Raw genomic sequence first — 16,795 nt, 5'->3', positions numbered from 1 at the left:
AGGCATATGACGGAAATCGCAGCATTGAGTGCGGAAAAGCTGGAGGAGTTTTTTGCTTATTGCAGGAAGCATCGCCGGGAAGTGGACGAATCATTTTTGTACGAGGAGGATTTACGTGACTTTGCGATTGGCGCAGATAACCCGACCTATATCGCCTTGGATCCGGCAGGGCACATGGTTGCCGCAGCCTCACTCATCAAGGATGCTTACCATCGCAAGGGGCGCCGGGGACGGTTCCGGATTTTTCACGCCGAAACGGCGGATCTCACTCTATACGAACAATTATTGAAGTCGATTGTGCGGCACGGGGAAGGGCTGGATCAGCTGTTTGTTTTTGTGCCGACCCTACAAGAGAAAGTGATGGAGCTATTGGGAAGATTGGATTTCAAACTGGAGCGGTATGCCTTTATTCTGGTTCATCACCATCTTGAGAAGCCGGCCTTTCAGGTGCCTGACGGATATCGGTTGGAAGCCTTTCGAACCGGGCGGGATGAGGAGGCATGGGCGGAGGTCCGCAACGCGGGTTTCGCCAAGTTAAAAGGAAATGAAACGCCTATCACCCCCGAAATGGTGGCCCAAATGGCTGCGGAGAACGATTACCTTGAGGGCGGGATGCAAATGCTGTACCATGGGGATCGCGCCGTAGGCATCGTTCGGGGGGCGGATGACGAGTTTGAGGGAGCGCCGACCATGAACATCGGACCGCTTGCGCTTCTTCCCGAATACCAAGGGAAGGGGCTCGGTAGAACCCTGCTGAAAGCCGCCATGGCGTTTGCGGTTGAGCGCGGTTATTCTCAAGCGATGCTATGCGTGAATGCCGAGAACGAACGGGCCAAAAATCTGTATTTGCAGGAAGGGTTCCGGCAGGTCGAAGCGGCCGCCAACTTCCGGTATGATATCGTCAAAGAAATGGTGGCGGATTAATTTGCTTGTTGACTCTCTTGCTGATGCATGATATTATAAATTTCGTTGCTGCGAATCAGCACAACGAAAACGCGGTCGTGGCGGAATTGGCAGACGCGCACGGTTCAGGTCCGTGTGGGCTAACCCCCCGTGGAGGTTCGAGTCCTCTCGACCGCATTACTTTAACAGGGAAGAAGCCTTTGAGTTTCCTTTTGGAAATTCAAAGGCTTCTTTGCTTGTCCAGAATTTGCAAGGGATTGCTCATTACTTTAGCCGATGAGGGCATTGAGCTGTATTTAAAAGTATAAAAACGTTTCCAAAATCACTTGAAACGTTTCCAACTTAGTGCTAAGATGATAACCATAAAAGAGCCAATAAGTGGGGGGTTAGATGTCAAGCATTAAAGATGTAGCCAACTTAGCCGGTGTTGCCGTGGGAACCGTATCCCGTGTCATTAATAATTCGGGTGCAGTAAAACCCGCGACACGCAGGAAAGTGGAGGAAGCTATTCAAGAATTAAATTATATCCCGAACGAGATCGCCCGGAATTTCAAAATGCGGAAATCCAAAATGGTTGCCCTGCTGCTCCCGAGCATCTGGCATCCCTTTTTTTCCGAAATGGCTTATTACATTGAAGATGAGCTGGACCGGGAAGGTTTCAAACTCATGTTGTGCAACAGCGGAGGCAAACCCGAAAAGGAGTTATATTATCTGGATATGCTTCAGCAAAACAAAGTAGCGGGCATAGTCGGCATTACGTACAACGATATCGAAAATTACATTAGCAACGATATCCCGATTGTCAGTATCGACAGACATTTTAACAAGAAGATCACTTGCGTCACCTCCGATAACTACGAAGGGGGGCGTTTGGCGTTAAGGGAGCTGGTCAAAGCGGGAGCCCGTAAACCGGCATTTCTAGGTAGTGTCACTTCCGTTTTTAGTGAAACCATGAATCGGAGAGAGGGATTCGTTCATGAGGCGAAAGCAATGGGCGTTAATTATGTAGTCTATGAGAAGCCGGACCCGGTTGTAGACGACGATGCCTATTTTGAGCAATTTCTGGATCAGTATCACGATGTGGACGGCATTTTTGCCATTACCGATATGTTTGCAGCTAAATATATTGAAAGAGCGGGCAGGCGGGGGGTTCGCGTTCCGGAGGATGTAAAAGTTGTCGGGTATGACGGCATTCAAGATCATCCTTATTTTCACCCATTATTGTCAACAATCAGGCAGCCTGTAGAAGAGATGGCGCGTACGACGATCAGGCTGCTCTACAAAAAAATTAGAGGCGAGACATTGGATCGGGAGGTTTACCGTTTACCGGTTATATTTAGGCAAGGCGAAACTACTTGAGTGCGGTTCTAGATCACGAGAAAAACATCGTTGCACGGTAGTTTCACCTTGCGGGTTAGCCGGTTGATGTTTTTCTTTTGACAAATTGGAAACGTTTCAATTAAATTGGAAACGTTTCAAAAACAACATATTTTGCGTAGAAAGGGTGCATAAAAGTGAATTCAAGTGATTCCGGGGTAGATCAACCCATAGTCAAGGCGAAACGCAAGACTTGGGCTCAAGTTAAACGAAATTACGAATTATATTTATTCTTGCTGCCCATCATTCTGGTTTATCTCGTGTTCAAGTACTATCCGATGTACGGTGTGCAGATTGCCTTTAAGGATTTCTCGCCGAGTCAGGGGGTTTGGGGCAGTGAATGGGTAGGGTTCAAACATTTTATTGATTTCTTCGATTCTTATAACTTTTGGACGATCATGAGCAATACACTGACGCTTAGTTTTCTGTCGCTGGTGTTCGGCTTTCCGGCGCCGATTATCATCGCGATCCTGCTGAATCAGATGCTAGGCAAGCGGTACAAGAAATTTATCCAAACGGTCATTTATGCGCCACACTTTATCTCTACCGTCGTACTGGTCGGCATGCTTCATGTTTTTTTGTCGCCAAACAGTGGAATTGTGAATCATCTCATTACCTGGTTCGGAGGCGAACCTATTCTGTTTATGGCCGATGAAGGCTGGTTCCGTCCTTTGTACATTTTGTCCGGAATATGGCAAGAGACCGGATTCTCCACGATTATTTATCTGGCCGCACTTGCGGGGGTCAACCCCGAACTGCATGAAGCCGCCATTATGGATGGAGCAAGCAAATGGAAGCGGGTATGGTACGTGGATATTCCTAGCATTTTGCCGACGATCGTGATCTTGCTGATTCTGGCGTTGGGGAACATCATGAGCATTGGTTTCGAAAAAGCGTTTCTCATGCAAAGTGATCTGAACTACGCTACCTCCAATATTATTCCGACCTATGTATACGAGTTGGGGATTCAGAAGGCTCAATATAGCTTTTCGACAGCGGTCGGCCTGTTTAATTCCTTGATCAACATCATCCTGATAGTCACCGTCAACCGGATCGCCAAAAAATTGACGGAAACCAGCCTGTGGTAGGGGGAATCACTTTGAACCAATTATTGAAGAGAAAAAGCAAAGGGGATATCTGGTTTGACGCCATCAATTATTTTGTATTGACCGTCGTCATGCTGCTCGTACTATTTCCGCTGTATTTTGTGTTGATTGCTTCATTCAGCGATCCCAATCTGATTTATTCGGGGGAAGTATGGTTGTTTCCAAAGGGCTTTACACTCGATGGTTATGAACGAATATTCAATGACTCCTCCATCTGGTTCGGATATGCCAACTCCATTCTTTATGCAGGCTTGGGAACCCTGATCGGAGTCGCCGTCACCGTATTTGCGGCTTACCCCTTAGCCCGGAAGGACCTCGTCGGAAGATCGGTCATCATGTGGTTTTTAATGATCACCATGTTTTTTAGCGGAGGATTGATACCGACCTATTTGTTAATCAAGGATTTGCACATGTTGAATACCATCTGGGCGCTGGTCATTCCCGGAGCCGGTGCAATATTCAATGTCATTATCGTAAGAACGTTTTTTCAGTCGTCCATTCCGGATGAAATGTGGGAAGCGGCTTCGATCGACGGTTGTTCCAATACCCGATTCTTTTGGAGCATTGTGTTGCCCTTATCCAAATCCATTATTGCGGTCATGGTGCTGTATCATGTCGTCGGCTTTTGGAACGGTTTTTTCGATGCTTTGATTTATTTAAACGATGAAAGCAAGTATCCGCTTCAGTTGGTGCTGCGCAATATTCTCGTCCAGAATCAGGTCAACTCCGGCATGATGGTGGACGTGGAATCCTATGCGGCGAAGATGCGGGTGACGGAGTTGATCAAATACGGTGTGATCATCGTATCCAGCCTGCCGCTGCTCATGTTGTATCCCTTCCTGCAAAAGTACTTTGTCAAAGGTGTCATGATCGGTTCGATCAAGGGGTGATGGGACTTCGCGCTTGAAAGGGGGGATGCGCAGACAATTTCGATGCGTGGCATTAGAGACCAACCCAGAAGACGTTCATGAAAGCATTCAAATGGCGAGAGTTCAAAAGGGAGGTTATGTAAACGATGAAATCTTTAATCAAAAACGCGGGGATTCTTCTGCTGGCAGGAGTGTTTGCATTAAGCGGATGTTCGGGCGGGGACGGTTCAAAGAACCAAGCGAAAAGTCCGGATCAGGACGCGAATTTCAACAAAACCGGTCTGCCGATTGTGAATGAAACGGTGACCTTAAGGATGGTATCCCCAAAAGCCGCTTTGGCGCCAAAGTTTTCCGAGATGGAAATCTTCAAGCGTCTCGAAGAGCAGACCAACATTAAGATTGAATGGGAGAACATTCCGGATACCGATTACGCCGAGAAGAAAAATTTGCTGCTGGCGAGTGGAAATTTACCGGACGCTTTTTACACGGCCGGATTCACGGATTACGAGTTGATCAATTATGGGGAAGACGGAACGATTATTCCGCTGGAGGATCTGATCGATCAATACGCGCCTAACTTGAAAGCGCTTTTTGAACGCCGCCCCGACATCAAATCGGCGATTACGGCGCCCGATGGACACATCTACGGGCTGCCGTCATGGGAGGAGAATAACCTTGGAACCAACCCTTTCTTCCACGTCATCAATAAAAAGTGGCTCGATAAACTCGGCCTGAACATGCCGCAAACGCTGGATGAATACACGGAAGCCTTGGTGGCTTTTAAAACGAAGGACCCGAACGGGAACGGCAAGGCGGATGAAATTCCATTAAGCTTTATGCATATGCAGTGGTGCATGGATATCGGCGGCATATTCGGAGCTTTTGGACTTCCGGATAACATGGAACACCGTATCGTCCGTGACGGAAAAGTGATTTTTACCGCTACACAACCCGAATATAAGGATGCTTTGAAGTATTTTCATGAGAAATGGTATAAACAGGGCCTGATCGACCCCGAGTCATTCACCCAGGATGCAGCGCAGTATTTGGCCAAAGGCAAAACAACGGACGAAACGCTAGGCTCCTATATTTGGTGGGAAGCAGAAGAGGTTGTCGGATCAGAGAGAGGCCGGGATTATGCTCTGTTGGCTCCGCTCAAGGGACCGAACGGGGATCAATTGATCGGCCGCGGCAATGGCGGAGGTCCGGGACGCGGCGCCTTCGTGATCACCAAAGCAAACCGCTATCCGGAAATCACGATGAGATGGATCGATGAGCAGTATGAACCTTATATGGCGGCGCAAATTCACTGGGGTCCGTTCGATGTAGTTTTCAAGAAAGACGAGAACGGAAAGTTGGTGAACCTGCCCCTTCCCGAGGGAACTTCCGCCGGCGAATTCCGGCAAAAAGTGGCTCCCGGCGCAGGCGGTCCCGGCGTCATTACCATTGAAGACTTGGGGAAGGTTGTTGATTTGGAGCCTCGCGCCCAGCAGCGAGTGAAAGACTTGGAGAAGTACTATGATCCGTATATGGAGAAGGAAAACTATCCGAGCATTTTCTTCAACCCGGAAGAATTGGACAAAATCAATAAGATCGAACCTGAATTGATCAAGTTTGTGAATACTCAAAGAGGCAAGTTTATCGTAGATGGCGGTGTCGACGAGCAGTGGGACAGCTATGTGAAGACGCTGGAGAAAATGGGATTGAACGAATTGATGGAGATTTATCAAACGGGGCTGGATCGATATAACACAAATTTAAAAAAGTAAGCAACTAATATGGATAGGTGGGGAGAAACTGTGCTAGATGTAATGACCATCGGAGAAGTATTGATCGACTTTACTCCAGCAGGCCAAACAGCGGAAGGTAACGGGCAGTTTACTTGCAATCCCGGAGGCGCTCCGGCAAACGTAGCGGCTGCGCTGTCCCGTTTAGGAGCCAGAGCGGGTATCGTTAGCAAGGTTGGGGAGGATCATTTCGGATCGTTGCTGCACCATACTTTGCTTAACAGCGGGGTTGACGTATCCGCGCTTTCGTTTACGGACGAAGCCAATACAACGCTGGCCTTCGTTCATTTGCAAGAAGACGGAGACCGGTCGTTCAGCTTCTATCGGAAGCCGGGAGGCTTTATTACCGGTACGACCGATGTGGAAACAGGATCGATAGAGATACAACAACATTTCGGCATTGCCTTGATCGTTGTTACTTTGGCGGAAAAAGGCTGCTATTTCCGATTGGCGGATAAGGATGGATATGTGCCTGGTTTCCGGGTAAAAACCATCGATACAACGGGAGCCGGCGACGCTTTTTTAGGCTGTTTATTATTTAAGATTTTGGAAAGCAAAGTATCACTGCATCTGCTAGAAAAACAGCAACTCATCAGCATACTGACATTTGCCAATGCCGGCGGATCGATTGTCACGACACGGAAGGGAGCTCTTCAGTTTATGCCAACGACAGATGAAATTAACAAGATGATCGAGTCAAACAGGCAGCACTATGATGATAGATTTAGACCAGGGTTTCATTATTCAACTCCATCTCATTGGATGAACGATCCGAACGGATTAGTTTATTACGAAGAAGAATATCATCTGTTTTATCAGCATCATCCCTTTAGTAACAAGTGGGGGCCGATGCATTGGGGACATGCGGTGAGCCCGGATCTGATCCGTTGGAAGCACATGCCAATCGCTTTGTTCCCGGATGAGTACGGGGCCATTTTCTCCGGCTGTTGCGTGGTGGACTGGAATAACAGTAGCGGACTGTTTGATGGTTCTCATGGGCTGGTCGCCATCTTTACCCATGCGGACACTTCTCCGAAAACCGGGCAGCCACGCCAGCGGCAAAGCTTGGCTTACAGCAGCGACAAAGGCCGAACTTGGCACAAATATGAGGGGAACCCGGTTCTCGCCGAGGATGATCTGATCGATTTTCGCGATCCGAAAGTGTTCTGGCATTCGCAAAGTGAGCGGTGGGTGATGGTGATTGTGGCGGGAGACCACGCTCGTTTTTATGGGTCGAATAACTTACTCGAATGGGAGCTGACCGGCCAATTCGGCAGAGGGGAGGGATCGCATGACGGTGTGTGGGAATGCCCTGATCTCTTTGAATTGCCAATCGATGACAGCGGGCGGTCCAAATGGGTGCTAATCATCAGCATTGGGGATCATCCTTCCGCTCCGGAAGGATCGCGAACGCAGTATTTTATCGGCGAGTTCGACGGAAATACATTCATCAATGACAATCCAGCGGATCATATCTTGTGGCTGGATTATGGACGAGACAACTATGCGGGGGTGACCTGGTCGGATATGCCTGAGCAAGACGGGCGCCGGGTGATCATCGGATGGATGAGCAACTGGAAATATGCCAACGAGACGCCCACCGGAGCCTGGAGAGGCGCAATGACGCTGCCTCGCGTCTTGTCGTTGACGAGCTGTGACGAGGGCGTGGTGCTGACGCAAATGCCGGTACGGGAAGTCGAGCAACTGCGCAAAGCATCCATGAGCTGGGATAATGTCACGGTAAAGCCGGAGGCGTCGTTTACGCTCCAGACGAACGAAGATCTGCTGGAAATTGAAGCGGACATTGATATCCGGACCGGGAACGGAGTCCACATCCAATTGAAATCCTCCGGGAAGAGCGAAACGAGGATCGGATATGATGCTGAGCGCCAGTGGCTATACATTGACCGCTCGAACTCGGGCCTGACCGATTTTCACCCGTCGTTCGCTTGCGAGCATGGCGCCAGAGTGGTACCGGACAATGGAAAGATCAAACTTCATATCTGGCTGGATCGCAATGCGGTTGAAGTATATGCGAATGAAGGAAAGGTTGCACTGACGGATCAGATTTTTCCTGACGCTCCGATTGAGAGCGTTCGTATAAGCGTGAATTCGGGGCAGGTTGTTTTGGACTCACTTCATATCCATACGCTGAAATCCGTTCCCATTCCTGGTGGTACCGTCGAGTTGACTTCAAGGGGGAATGACGCGTGAGCCAAGTATCCGACAATCGGGGGCTGATGATGCACTGGGCCTTTGATGAAGGAACCGGAGCAAAAGCTTTGGAGAGCCTATCCCAAACTCGGGATGATATTCAATATGTATTTAAGAAGGCGGAGTTTACGGAACCGCGCGATCCGCAGTGGAGCCAGGGTGTATTGGGCGGCGGACTTCTGTTTGACGGTTACTCGACTTATATTGCCCATCTGTTCAAAGAGGGAGATACGCCGGAATATCTGTCGGCCCTAAGTATCGGAGTATGGGTGGCGCCTCGTTCTTATGAATGGGGGGAAGGGGGCAAATTGGCATCCATCGTGAACCGTTACAACATGGACCGCAAGCAGGGCTATTTGCTGGGTATGTTTCGTCACGGATCGTGGTCTTTTCAAGTTGGGCTTGAAGGAGGAACCTGGGCGGAGATTTGGTCGCTGGACGGCTGTGAACTGCCCAAAAATGAATGGTCTTACGTAAGCGCGGTCTTTGATGGGAACCAGGGAGAAATGAGGCTTTATTTGAACGGCAGCGAAATCGCTTCGACTGCCTTGCCGCCCGGTTCCCGCTTGGTTGAGGCTGTGGACACGGATCTGCTCATCGGCAAAAACAATCATAGCAGCGGGCTGGCGAGAGCATTCAGCTTGCACATGTTTAGCGGAATCCTCGATGAGCTTAAGATTTACAACCGGTCCTTGAGTGAGGAAGAGGTTGCATCCGCTTACCGGGAAGTACTGGACACCGCCCATGGAGGAGTCCGGCCGCCATTAAAATACGATCAGATCAAGCTGGATCGGACGCCTCTGCTGTCGGACCGGCACAGACCGCAATATCATCTCAGCCCGCCTGCCCATTGGATGAACGAACCCCATGCGCCGATTTATTTTGAAGGTAAATATCATTTATTCTATCAGCATAACCCGCTTGGACCTTTCTTTCATCATATCCATTGGGGACATTGGGTAAGTGAAGATCTGGTGCATTGGCGTGACCTTCCTGTGGCGCTCGCGCCGGAGAAGGATGGGCTTGCACCGGACGGGATCTGGTCGGGAAGCGCGACCTATGATGCGGACGGCCTGCCAGTTTTGTTTTTTACGGCGGGTAATGACAGCGCTTCGCCGAATCAGAGCGTGGCGCTGGCCCGAAGCACTTATTCCCGGGATGGAGACACGGATCTGGTTCGTTGGGTCAAACATCCGGAGCCGCTCATCGTGCAGGAAAAGGGCATGGGCGCATTCGGCGACTTCCGAGATCCATTTGTTTGGAAGGACGATGACGGCTGGTATGCTTTGGTCGGGTCCGGGATGGAGGGCGAAGGAGGAGCGGCGCTGGCTTTTGCGTCCCGGGATATGCTGAATTGGACATATAAAGGCCCTCTTTTTAAAGCGGATATTCAGAAGTTTCCTTACCTTGGCCCGATCTGGGAGCTCCCCGTGCTGCTTCCGCTTGGCAGCGACCGACAGGGGGCAGACAAACATCTTCTGCTGGTCAGCCCTGTGGGAGAGGGGGCGGATGTCGAGGTGTTCTATTGGATCGGGCAGCTAGACAAGCAAAATCTTACATTTGTTCCTGATCAAGAGGAACCTCAATTGATTGACGTTGGTGATTTCCACTTTACCGGCCCGAGCGGAATGGTGGATCCGAGGACCGGCAGAAAGATCATCTTTACAATCGCCCAAGGCGACCGGACGCCCGAACTGGAATATCAATCGGGTTGGGCCCATAACGGAGGGTTGCCGCTCAGTGTATATTTGCGGGATGACGGACGATTGGGGATCGAACCCATTGAGGAATTGCAATCACTGCGCGGGGAGAAGCGGCTATCGCTTCGGGACAAGTCACTCGCCGAGGCGAATGCACGGCTCCGGGAGGTTCAAGGCGATATGCTTGAAATTCAATTGGAAATCGAGCCGGGCTGCGCCCGACAATTCGGAATCAAGGTCCGGCGCACCCCGGACGGGGAAGAAGAAACGCTGCTGTATTATGATGCGAACCAATTGATGCTCTTGGTCGACCGGACGAAAACGACGCAGCATCCGGGGGAAAGATGCGGAGGGATCCAGGGCGGTAAGCTGGAGCTGCCGGGTGAGAATCTAAAGCTGCACATTTATTTGGACCGTTCCATGGTCGAAGCCTATGCCAACGGATTGAAAAGCCTGACGACCCGGGTATATCCGAGCCGTAAGGATGCTATGGGGCTTGAGGTCTGGGGGGACGGCAATTTGACTGTAACGTCGCTGGAAGTATGGGATATGAAGCCGATCTGGGGAGAAGGGAGCGCCTGACATGAATCCAACGGAACCACAGTCTTATTCCTATCAAGACCTCGTGAAGCGATTATACGATCTCGAGGCGCTGGCGGTGCCGCCGCAGGCCGGCGAGAAATCGGGATGCTTCTCAAGTTTTGACCGAAGCTCGACTTATAATGCCGAGACAGGCCTGTACGAGAACTGGGGAGCCAATGATGACGGGGGAGGCTTTATTCGCAAGGAAGGGGACAGCATCGTTGCCATGGAACTCGACGGACCCGGGGTGATCTGGAGAGTCTGGTCTGCGCTTCCCGAAGAGGGCCATATCCGGATTTTTATAGATCACGCGGATACCCCTGTGATGGATCAGCCCTTTCGGGATTATTTCGAAAAATTTAACCGGGAAGGGCCGCCAGCCAATTTTCCGAATCTGTCGCCTACGTTATCCCGCGGAAGAAACTGCTTTATTCCTATCCCTTTTCAGCAACATTGTAAAGTGCTGCTGGATAAAGGGTGGGGCTCTTACTACCATATCACCTATACCGTCTTCCCAGCCGGGGTTAGGGTGCCGTCCTTTGACGGCAGCTTCGATAAGGCTTCGGCCATTGCATTGGCTGAAGCAGACCGAGTACTGCAGCAAAGGGGAAACCGTTCTTTCTTGAAAGCGGAAGGGCCAACTGACGAGAGCGTTACGGTATCCGTACCGTCAGGCGGTAAAGCGGTGCTGTTTGATCACCAAGGGGCCGGCGCGATTTCCATGATCCGGATCAGAACTAACCTTGGACGAAAGAGTGAGGAACAGCAGCGGATGTTGGCCAGACAATTAACCATATCGATGAAATGGGACCATGAAGCAGCTCCTTCGGTATGGGCCCCGCTGGGGGATTTCTTTGGCGGCGCGCCTGGGATCAAACCCTACCGCTCACTGCCCTTGGGGATGAACGAGATTGAAATGTACAGTTATTGGTACATGCCATTTTCGGAAGGCGCGAGGATTGAAATTGAAAATGAGGGAACGGACGCATGCGCGTTTGAGGCGGATATCCGGTACACACCTCTACCTAAGTCTCATGCGGAAAATCTTCTGCGTTTTCATGCAAAATGGCACCAGGATCAATATCTGGATCTGGATGCGGAGCGCTTCAAGGAAGACGGGGATCGCTGGCCGGATTGGCCTTTGCTGCTGACGAAAAGCCGGGGGAGATTTTGCGGCGTCCATCTGCACTTAAACAATACCTGGGTGAAACCGGCTGAGGAGGCCGAAACCTGGTGGTACGGGCGATGGGATCGAAAAACGATCGACTGGTGGTGGGGAGAAGGAGACGAAAAATTTTTCGTGGATAGCGAATCTTTTCCGTCCACGTTCGGAACGGGCAGCGAGGACTATATCGGTTATGCCTGGGCGGCCGAACCGCCTTTCCCGATGTTCGACAGTGCTTACGCCAGTCAGCCGTTTATCGAAACGGATGCGAACGGACACACCTCGGTCAACCGCTTCCACATTTGCGACAATGTTCCCTTCATGAACTCTTTTGAAGGATTTATCGAGAAATATAAAGGGAATCATTGGGGGCCCAATAACCACAGTTTGTATGCCGCTACCGTTTACTGGTACCAGGAGCGGGGGACAAGCGATGCGTATATGCCTGTTCCGTTGAATGAACGCTTAGACCACTTGAAACTCGGGGAGGAAGGAAGATGAGGGGATTTTTCTATCGGCCGGAGAACGCCTGGGTAGGGGACGTGATTCCCTATTATGAGGACGGAGAGTTTAAGTTGTTCTATCTCCATGGCTGGCGGGAGAATTACCGGGAGGGGCTTGACCATGGCTGGTATCTTGTCGGAACGAAGGATTTCGTCGATTATCGGGAAGATGGAGCCTGCAAGATTGAAGGTGGAACCGGCCATGTTCTGAAAGTGAACGGTATTTATCATATGTTCTACTGTATATTTCCCCCGGGGAAGCAACTGGTATGCCATGCGATCAGCCGTGACTTGAAGACCTGGGAACCCATCCCCGAAGATACCTTTGCCGCTGACAACCGCACCTATGAGCTGTCCGATTGGCGCGACCCTTTCGTGTTCTGGAATGAAGAGGAAGGCCAATACTGGATGCTGCTTGCGGCGATGGCGAAAGGGCTGACCAACCGGAAAGGATGTACCGCGCTGCTGTCATCCAAGGACCTTAAAACTTGGGAGTACCGCGAACCTCTGTACGCGCCGAATTTGCACGTAGGGGCCCACGAATGCCCCGATTTGTTTCGGATCGGGGATTGGTGGTATTTGATTTACTCCTCCTATACCGGGCGATTCGCAACCTTTTACCGGATGAGTCGTTCCCTGGAAGGTCCTTGGCTGACTCCCCGGGAGGACACCTTCGACGGGAGGGCCTTCTATGCGGCCAAATCCGTGTCCGACGGGCAAAAACGTTATTTGTTCGGTTGGAACCCAATGAAAAACGATGATTTGTTCGGTTGGAATCCGCCTAAATCCCGAGGCAAGGACTACAATACGTGGGATTGGGGCGGGAACTTGATCGTCCATGAAATCGTTCAGCGACCGGACGGTACTCTCGGCGTAAAAGTGCCGGATACGGTCGATGAGGCATTTAGGAATCCGCTCCCGTTGCAATTCCAAGGCATTGCGGGGGATTGGAACATTGCGGATCAGGCGCTCTCGTGCGCCTCGCCATATGGCTTTGCCGGCTGCACGAGCCGCGAAGAGCTCCCTGATCAATGCAAGATTTCCGCCAGCGTCTCCTTCTCCCGGGAGACTCAAGGGGTAGGATTGATGCTCCGAACGGAAGATAAGTTGGATGAGGCCTATTACGTTACCCTGGAACCGCAACGGAATCGCCTTACCTTCCGGGGGGCGATTATGCAGTCGGAAGAAGGCGGAAAAACATTCCCTTATGAGGTAGAACTGGAACGTCAGATTGAACTTATTCCTGATCGTTCTTACGATATCAAAGTGTTCATAGACGGATCGATTTGCGAAATTTACGTAGATGAGAACATATCGTTGAGTGCAAGAATGTATGACATCCCTCGAGGCAAGCTAGGCTTGTTTGTCAATCAGGGGCATGCCCGATTCGACGAAGTACGGATTGATGCCAGATTGGTGAGGTAAAAAACAGCCCGGATCGGTAAATAAACGATCCGGGCTGTTTTGCGTCAAGAAGCTTAGCTAAAGGGAGCATAATATGTATTTTCTGATGGTTAGTATAGATAGTCGATATGCTATACTATCAAGTGATCAATCTCCAAATCAGATCCGTACATTGCTCATTAAGAGGTGTAACATGATGAAAAAAGAACTGACGTCAATCAAGCAGACGCGGCTGAACACTATTTTGGATGAAGCGACCAAGCTCTTAATCAAGAAGCCGAATGCTTCCATGCACGAAATTGCCGAATCCGCCGGAATCGGTATCGCAACGCTGCACCGGTATGTTGAGAGCCGGGAACAATTGATGATTTACTTGGGGCTTCGTGCGATTGAGGTCGTCAGCGAGAAGATGAAAGAGATTCGGCTGGATGAAGAGAACTGTGAAACCTTCATTCCGGAGCTGATTGAAGCGTTGATACCACTCGGGGACAAAATTTATTTTCTGGCCCATGACGCTACCGTCAATTATAATCGGGAGATTGAGGAAGAGGATCAGAAATTACGGGAGCCTGTGCTGCGTGCGATCGGTTTGCTGCAGCAGAAGGGGTATTTTCGCCAGAATGTAGACAAAAACTGGATTGTCAATGTCCTGTATTCACTTCTGTTCCTGACTTGGCAGCAGGTCATAGACGGGGATATTGCCAAAAATTCCGCAGCTGCCTTGGTTGTGGATACGTTTTATCACGGATTTAAGAGACATTAAAAGTCAATTTTTTCTACGTATTGCTGGCGGTCCCCCTTAGGGAGAAAGTTGACTGACGCCCAATAATGATATAATTTAATATCAAAAGATAAATTTCACTATCGTTTTATGGTGAAAGACCATCAATTTGTTTTCAACAAATCGTGAAAAGTGGGGATGTGCATGTTCATTCAAAATGCGATGGGAAAAATCAATATTTCAAAACAAATAATCGCCAAGATCGTTGGCATAGCAGCAAACGCGACTAGCGGTATCATATGCACGTCAACCGGAGTTGTCGAGAATATCACGAATTGGTTAGGCGGAAACAGTATACAAAATGGAATCGAGTTAAAGGAAACGGACAGGGGACTGGATGTTCACTTATGCGTAACTGTCCAACACCGGTTGAAAATGCCGGAAGTCTGCAAGATACTGCAATCTAATGTTCTGGAGGCCGTTGAGAAATTTACCGGATTAAGCATCGTCTCCATCAATGTAACTATTGTGGGGGTATCCGTCAAATGATCTTGATAGAAAATGCAACCACCATCCAAAAGGCCGATGCCCGGTCGGCGGTCGGCGCCAGGCTTAATCAAATGGCGTTGGAATATATGGCGTACACATTAGCCGGGTCCGAGAAGAAGAGCATCGTTTCCGGCACTTTCCGCAAGCTGTGGAAGGGGAGGGAGAATCGCTTCAGTCATCAATATGCCTTTGAGGCAAGGGTCAACGGACAGACATTAGGAATGATCACATGTTATCCGGTCCGGGTGTTGAGACGCCTGAGCATGGTAACACCGGACATGGTGGTTTTCTCGGTTCCGTAGACGAAGAAGGATTTCCCCAGATTAAAGCGGTACTCGCCCCTCGTGTTCGTGAGGGAATGAAATACAGGGTTCGTAGTTGCCAAGGCAATTACGAGCCTTTTTGTCTGGCTGAGGACATAGGTTATTGCTTATGATATGGGGTGACGAAATCTTAGACGGTACTCCAGATAATATTAAATTTCCTTTATAAATAAAAGAAGGTAAATTAAGGGTTTATATAGAATATATTAAACTTGACAAAAGAAAAGGGGAATTTTTTTGATCAAGCGGCCTTTTTATTATCTGTGGGGGTCTCAGACGATCTCCAATGTTGCAGATATTATCTACATGTTGAGTATAACGGTATTGGTGTTCAGCTCAAGCAATTCTCTAATGCAGACCACTTTGATTCCGTTGTTCCGTTTGTCTGCCCAAGTGGTTAGCGGGCTGGTTGCACCTGTAATTCTCAGTCGATTCAGGCTCACGCGGATTTTGCTGTTCTCCCAACTTGGGCAGTTTGTCATTTTTACACTGCTGCTTCTTTACTTGTGGACCAAGCCTGGGCAAGGATCGTTACTTTTCATTTTTGTGATGGTGTTTGGCATGTCCTTTCTGGACGGCTGGACCAACCCGGCACGAAATACACTTGTCCCACGCTTGGCAAGCGGTGAGGGACTCATGCGCGCGAACGGCTTTGTAGCCGTCAGTGATCAAGTAGTTAAATGTGCAGGATGGGCGCTCAGCGGGATTGTTGTAGCCTGGCTCGGTTCACTGAGTACGCTTTTGATCGCATCCTGTTGCTATTTGTTGGCTGCAACTGTCACTTCGTTCATTCGTGATCCGCTGGATTATCAGGCATCAGGTTCCGAATCTCCAATCCTCGCTACTCAGCCGGCAGCAGCAGCCGAATCAAAGGGCTCCCATTGGAAAGAACTTGGGGAAGGTTGGCGGATTATTTGGCATAACCGCCGCATTCGTTCTCTGATGATCGTGGACAGTATAGACACCATTGGGGGAACCTCCTGGCTTGGTGTATTTATTCTGGCGTATGTAACTCAGGTGCTGCATAAGGATGCAAGCTGGTGGGGGTTTATGAATGCCTCTTTTTTCTCCGGCATGATTCTGGGCGGGCTGGTTGTTGTTGGCTTGGTCAAACGGTTGCAAAAGAACAGTTATTTGTACATGCTGGGAGCATTGTTCGTGTATGTGCTGATTACGGTAGTGTTTGCTCTCAATACGATTCCGGCCGCTGCGCTTGTTCTTTTTGCCGTCTCGGGATTACCGGTGCAAATGGCCGGAATTATTCGCCGTACCTTGCTGCAAACAAGTGCTCCGGCGGCTCAACTCCCAAAAGTGATGGCAGGAATTGACGTGCTTACGAACCTTGGCTTTGGCTTATCTTTGTTGTTTCTAGGTTGGTATGCAGACCGCTTTGGAATGGTACAGGTGTATCTGCTGGCTGCGGCTATGACGACAATTGCTGTCTTGATCGGGTGGTTCTATCGGAGGGATTTTCAGGAAAGTGCACAAGTGGATCATCCAACTGTCAAGGACACAGTGATTTGAAAATGGTTTAAGGTGTGACGATTTGCATATTTCCTTCTCCCAACGGGTAATAACTAACACCACAGCAA

General features: G+C 49.8%; 12 protein-coding genes, 1 tRNA gene and 1 pseudogene. All 14 read left to right on the top strand.

Annotation, left to right across the window (positions count from 1 at the left end):
- The first annotated feature begins 6 nt into the window (after nt 1-6).
- Nucleotides 7-924, top strand: coding sequence for a GNAT family N-acetyltransferase (locus V4U88_RS10890; protein WP_334073278.1), 918 nt, complete (start codon nt 7-9; stop codon nt 922-924).
- Nucleotides 925-995: 71 nt separating this feature from the next.
- Nucleotides 996-1,080: transfer RNA gene (locus tag V4U88_RS10885), tRNA-Leu, on the top strand.
- A gap of 213 nt (nt 1,081-1,293) precedes the next feature.
- The gene (locus V4U88_RS10880) at nt 1,294-2,262 is read left to right on the top strand and encodes a LacI family DNA-binding transcriptional regulator (RefSeq protein ID WP_334073277.1); all 969 of its coding nucleotides are present in this window, start codon (nt 1,294-1,296) and stop codon (nt 2,260-2,262) included.
- 155 nt (nt 2,263-2,417) lie between these two features.
- Entirely contained in the window at nt 2,418-3,368 is a 951-nt protein-coding gene (locus tag V4U88_RS10875) for an ABC transporter permease (RefSeq protein WP_334073276.1), read from the top strand.
- Between the two features lie 11 nt (nt 3,369-3,379).
- Entirely contained in the window at nt 3,380-4,276 is an 897-nt protein-coding gene (locus tag V4U88_RS10870; RefSeq protein ID WP_334073275.1) for a carbohydrate ABC transporter permease, read from the top strand.
- A gap of 125 nt (nt 4,277-4,401) precedes the next feature.
- Nucleotides 4,402-6,024: an ABC transporter substrate-binding protein gene (locus tag V4U88_RS10865; protein WP_334073274.1), complete on the top strand. Its 1,623-nt coding sequence runs from the start codon at nt 4,402-4,404 to the stop codon at nt 6,022-6,024.
- Between the two features lie 30 nt (nt 6,025-6,054).
- A complete protein-coding gene (locus V4U88_RS10860) occupies nt 6,055-8,256 on the top strand; it encodes a PfkB family carbohydrate kinase (protein ID WP_334073273.1) in 2,202 nt (733 codons plus the stop codon).
- Nucleotides 8,253-10,538, top strand: coding sequence for a GH32 C-terminal domain-containing protein (locus V4U88_RS10855; RefSeq protein WP_334073272.1), 2,286 nt, complete (start codon nt 8,253-8,255; stop codon nt 10,536-10,538). Before V4U88_RS10860 ends, V4U88_RS10855 begins: the two co-directional genes overlap by 4 nt.
- Before the next feature lies 1 nt (nt 10,539).
- Nucleotides 10,540-12,204, top strand: a complete 1,665-nt coding sequence (locus tag V4U88_RS10850; RefSeq protein WP_334073271.1) for a glycoside hydrolase family 172 protein — start codon at nt 10,540-10,542, stop codon at nt 12,202-12,204.
- Nucleotides 12,201-13,631, top strand: a complete 1,431-nt coding sequence (locus V4U88_RS10845) for a glycoside hydrolase family 32 protein (RefSeq protein ID WP_334073270.1) — start codon at nt 12,201-12,203, stop codon at nt 13,629-13,631. The genes V4U88_RS10850 and V4U88_RS10845 overlap by 4 nt, the downstream gene beginning before the upstream one ends.
- A gap of 175 nt (nt 13,632-13,806) precedes the next feature.
- Nucleotides 13,807-14,373 carry a TetR/AcrR family transcriptional regulator gene (locus V4U88_RS10840; protein WP_334073382.1) on the top strand — a complete coding sequence of 189 codons (567 nt, stop codon included), beginning with the start codon at nt 13,807-13,809 and terminating at the stop codon, nt 14,371-14,373.
- Between the two features lie 162 nt (nt 14,374-14,535).
- Entirely contained in the window at nt 14,536-14,880 is a 345-nt protein-coding gene (locus V4U88_RS10835) for an Asp23/Gls24 family envelope stress response protein (RefSeq protein WP_334073269.1), read from the top strand.
- Nucleotides 14,877-15,152, top strand: a pseudogene (locus V4U88_RS10830) (GNAT family N-acetyltransferase); the annotation flags it as partial. The gene V4U88_RS10835 and the pseudogene V4U88_RS10830, both read left to right, overlap by 4 nt.
- 288 nt (nt 15,153-15,440) lie before the next feature.
- Nucleotides 15,441-16,727, top strand: coding sequence for an MFS transporter (locus tag V4U88_RS10825; RefSeq protein ID WP_334073268.1), 1,287 nt, complete (start codon nt 15,441-15,443; stop codon nt 16,725-16,727).
- Nucleotides 16,728-16,795 lie beyond the last annotated feature (68 nt).

The organism is Paenibacillus sp. A14 (assembly GCF_036864815.1).
Classification (GTDB): domain Bacteria; phylum Bacillota; class Bacilli; order Paenibacillales; family Paenibacillaceae; genus Fontibacillus; species Fontibacillus sanfengchensis.
The sequence above is the reverse complement of the archived record's forward strand: the minus strand, read 5'-3'. Positions and strand labels throughout refer to the sequence as shown.

What these genes read in the sequence shown, in the direction of transcription:
- V4U88_RS10890 (WP_334073278.1), top strand. Translation starts at nt 7, where the DNA reads ATGACGGAAATCGCAGCATTGAGTGCGGAAAAGCTGGAGGAGTTTTTT.
- V4U88_RS10880 (WP_334073277.1), top strand. Translation starts at nt 1,294, where the DNA reads ATGTCAAGCATTAAAGATGTAGCCAACTTAGCCGGTGTTGCCGTGGGA.
- V4U88_RS10865 (WP_334073274.1), top strand. Translation starts at nt 4,402, where the DNA reads ATGAAATCTTTAATCAAAAACGCGGGGATTCTTCTGCTGGCAGGAGTG.
- V4U88_RS10850 (WP_334073271.1), top strand. Translation starts at nt 10,540, where the DNA reads ATGAATCCAACGGAACCACAGTCTTATTCCTATCAAGACCTCGTGAAG.
- V4U88_RS10845 (WP_334073270.1), top strand. Translation starts at nt 12,201, where the DNA reads ATGAGGGGATTTTTCTATCGGCCGGAGAACGCCTGGGTAGGGGACGTG.
- V4U88_RS10840 (WP_334073382.1), top strand. Translation starts at nt 13,807, where the DNA reads ATGAAAAAAGAACTGACGTCAATCAAGCAGACGCGGCTGAACACTATT.
- V4U88_RS10835 (WP_334073269.1), top strand. Translation starts at nt 14,536, where the DNA reads ATGTTCATTCAAAATGCGATGGGAAAAATCAATATTTCAAAACAAATA.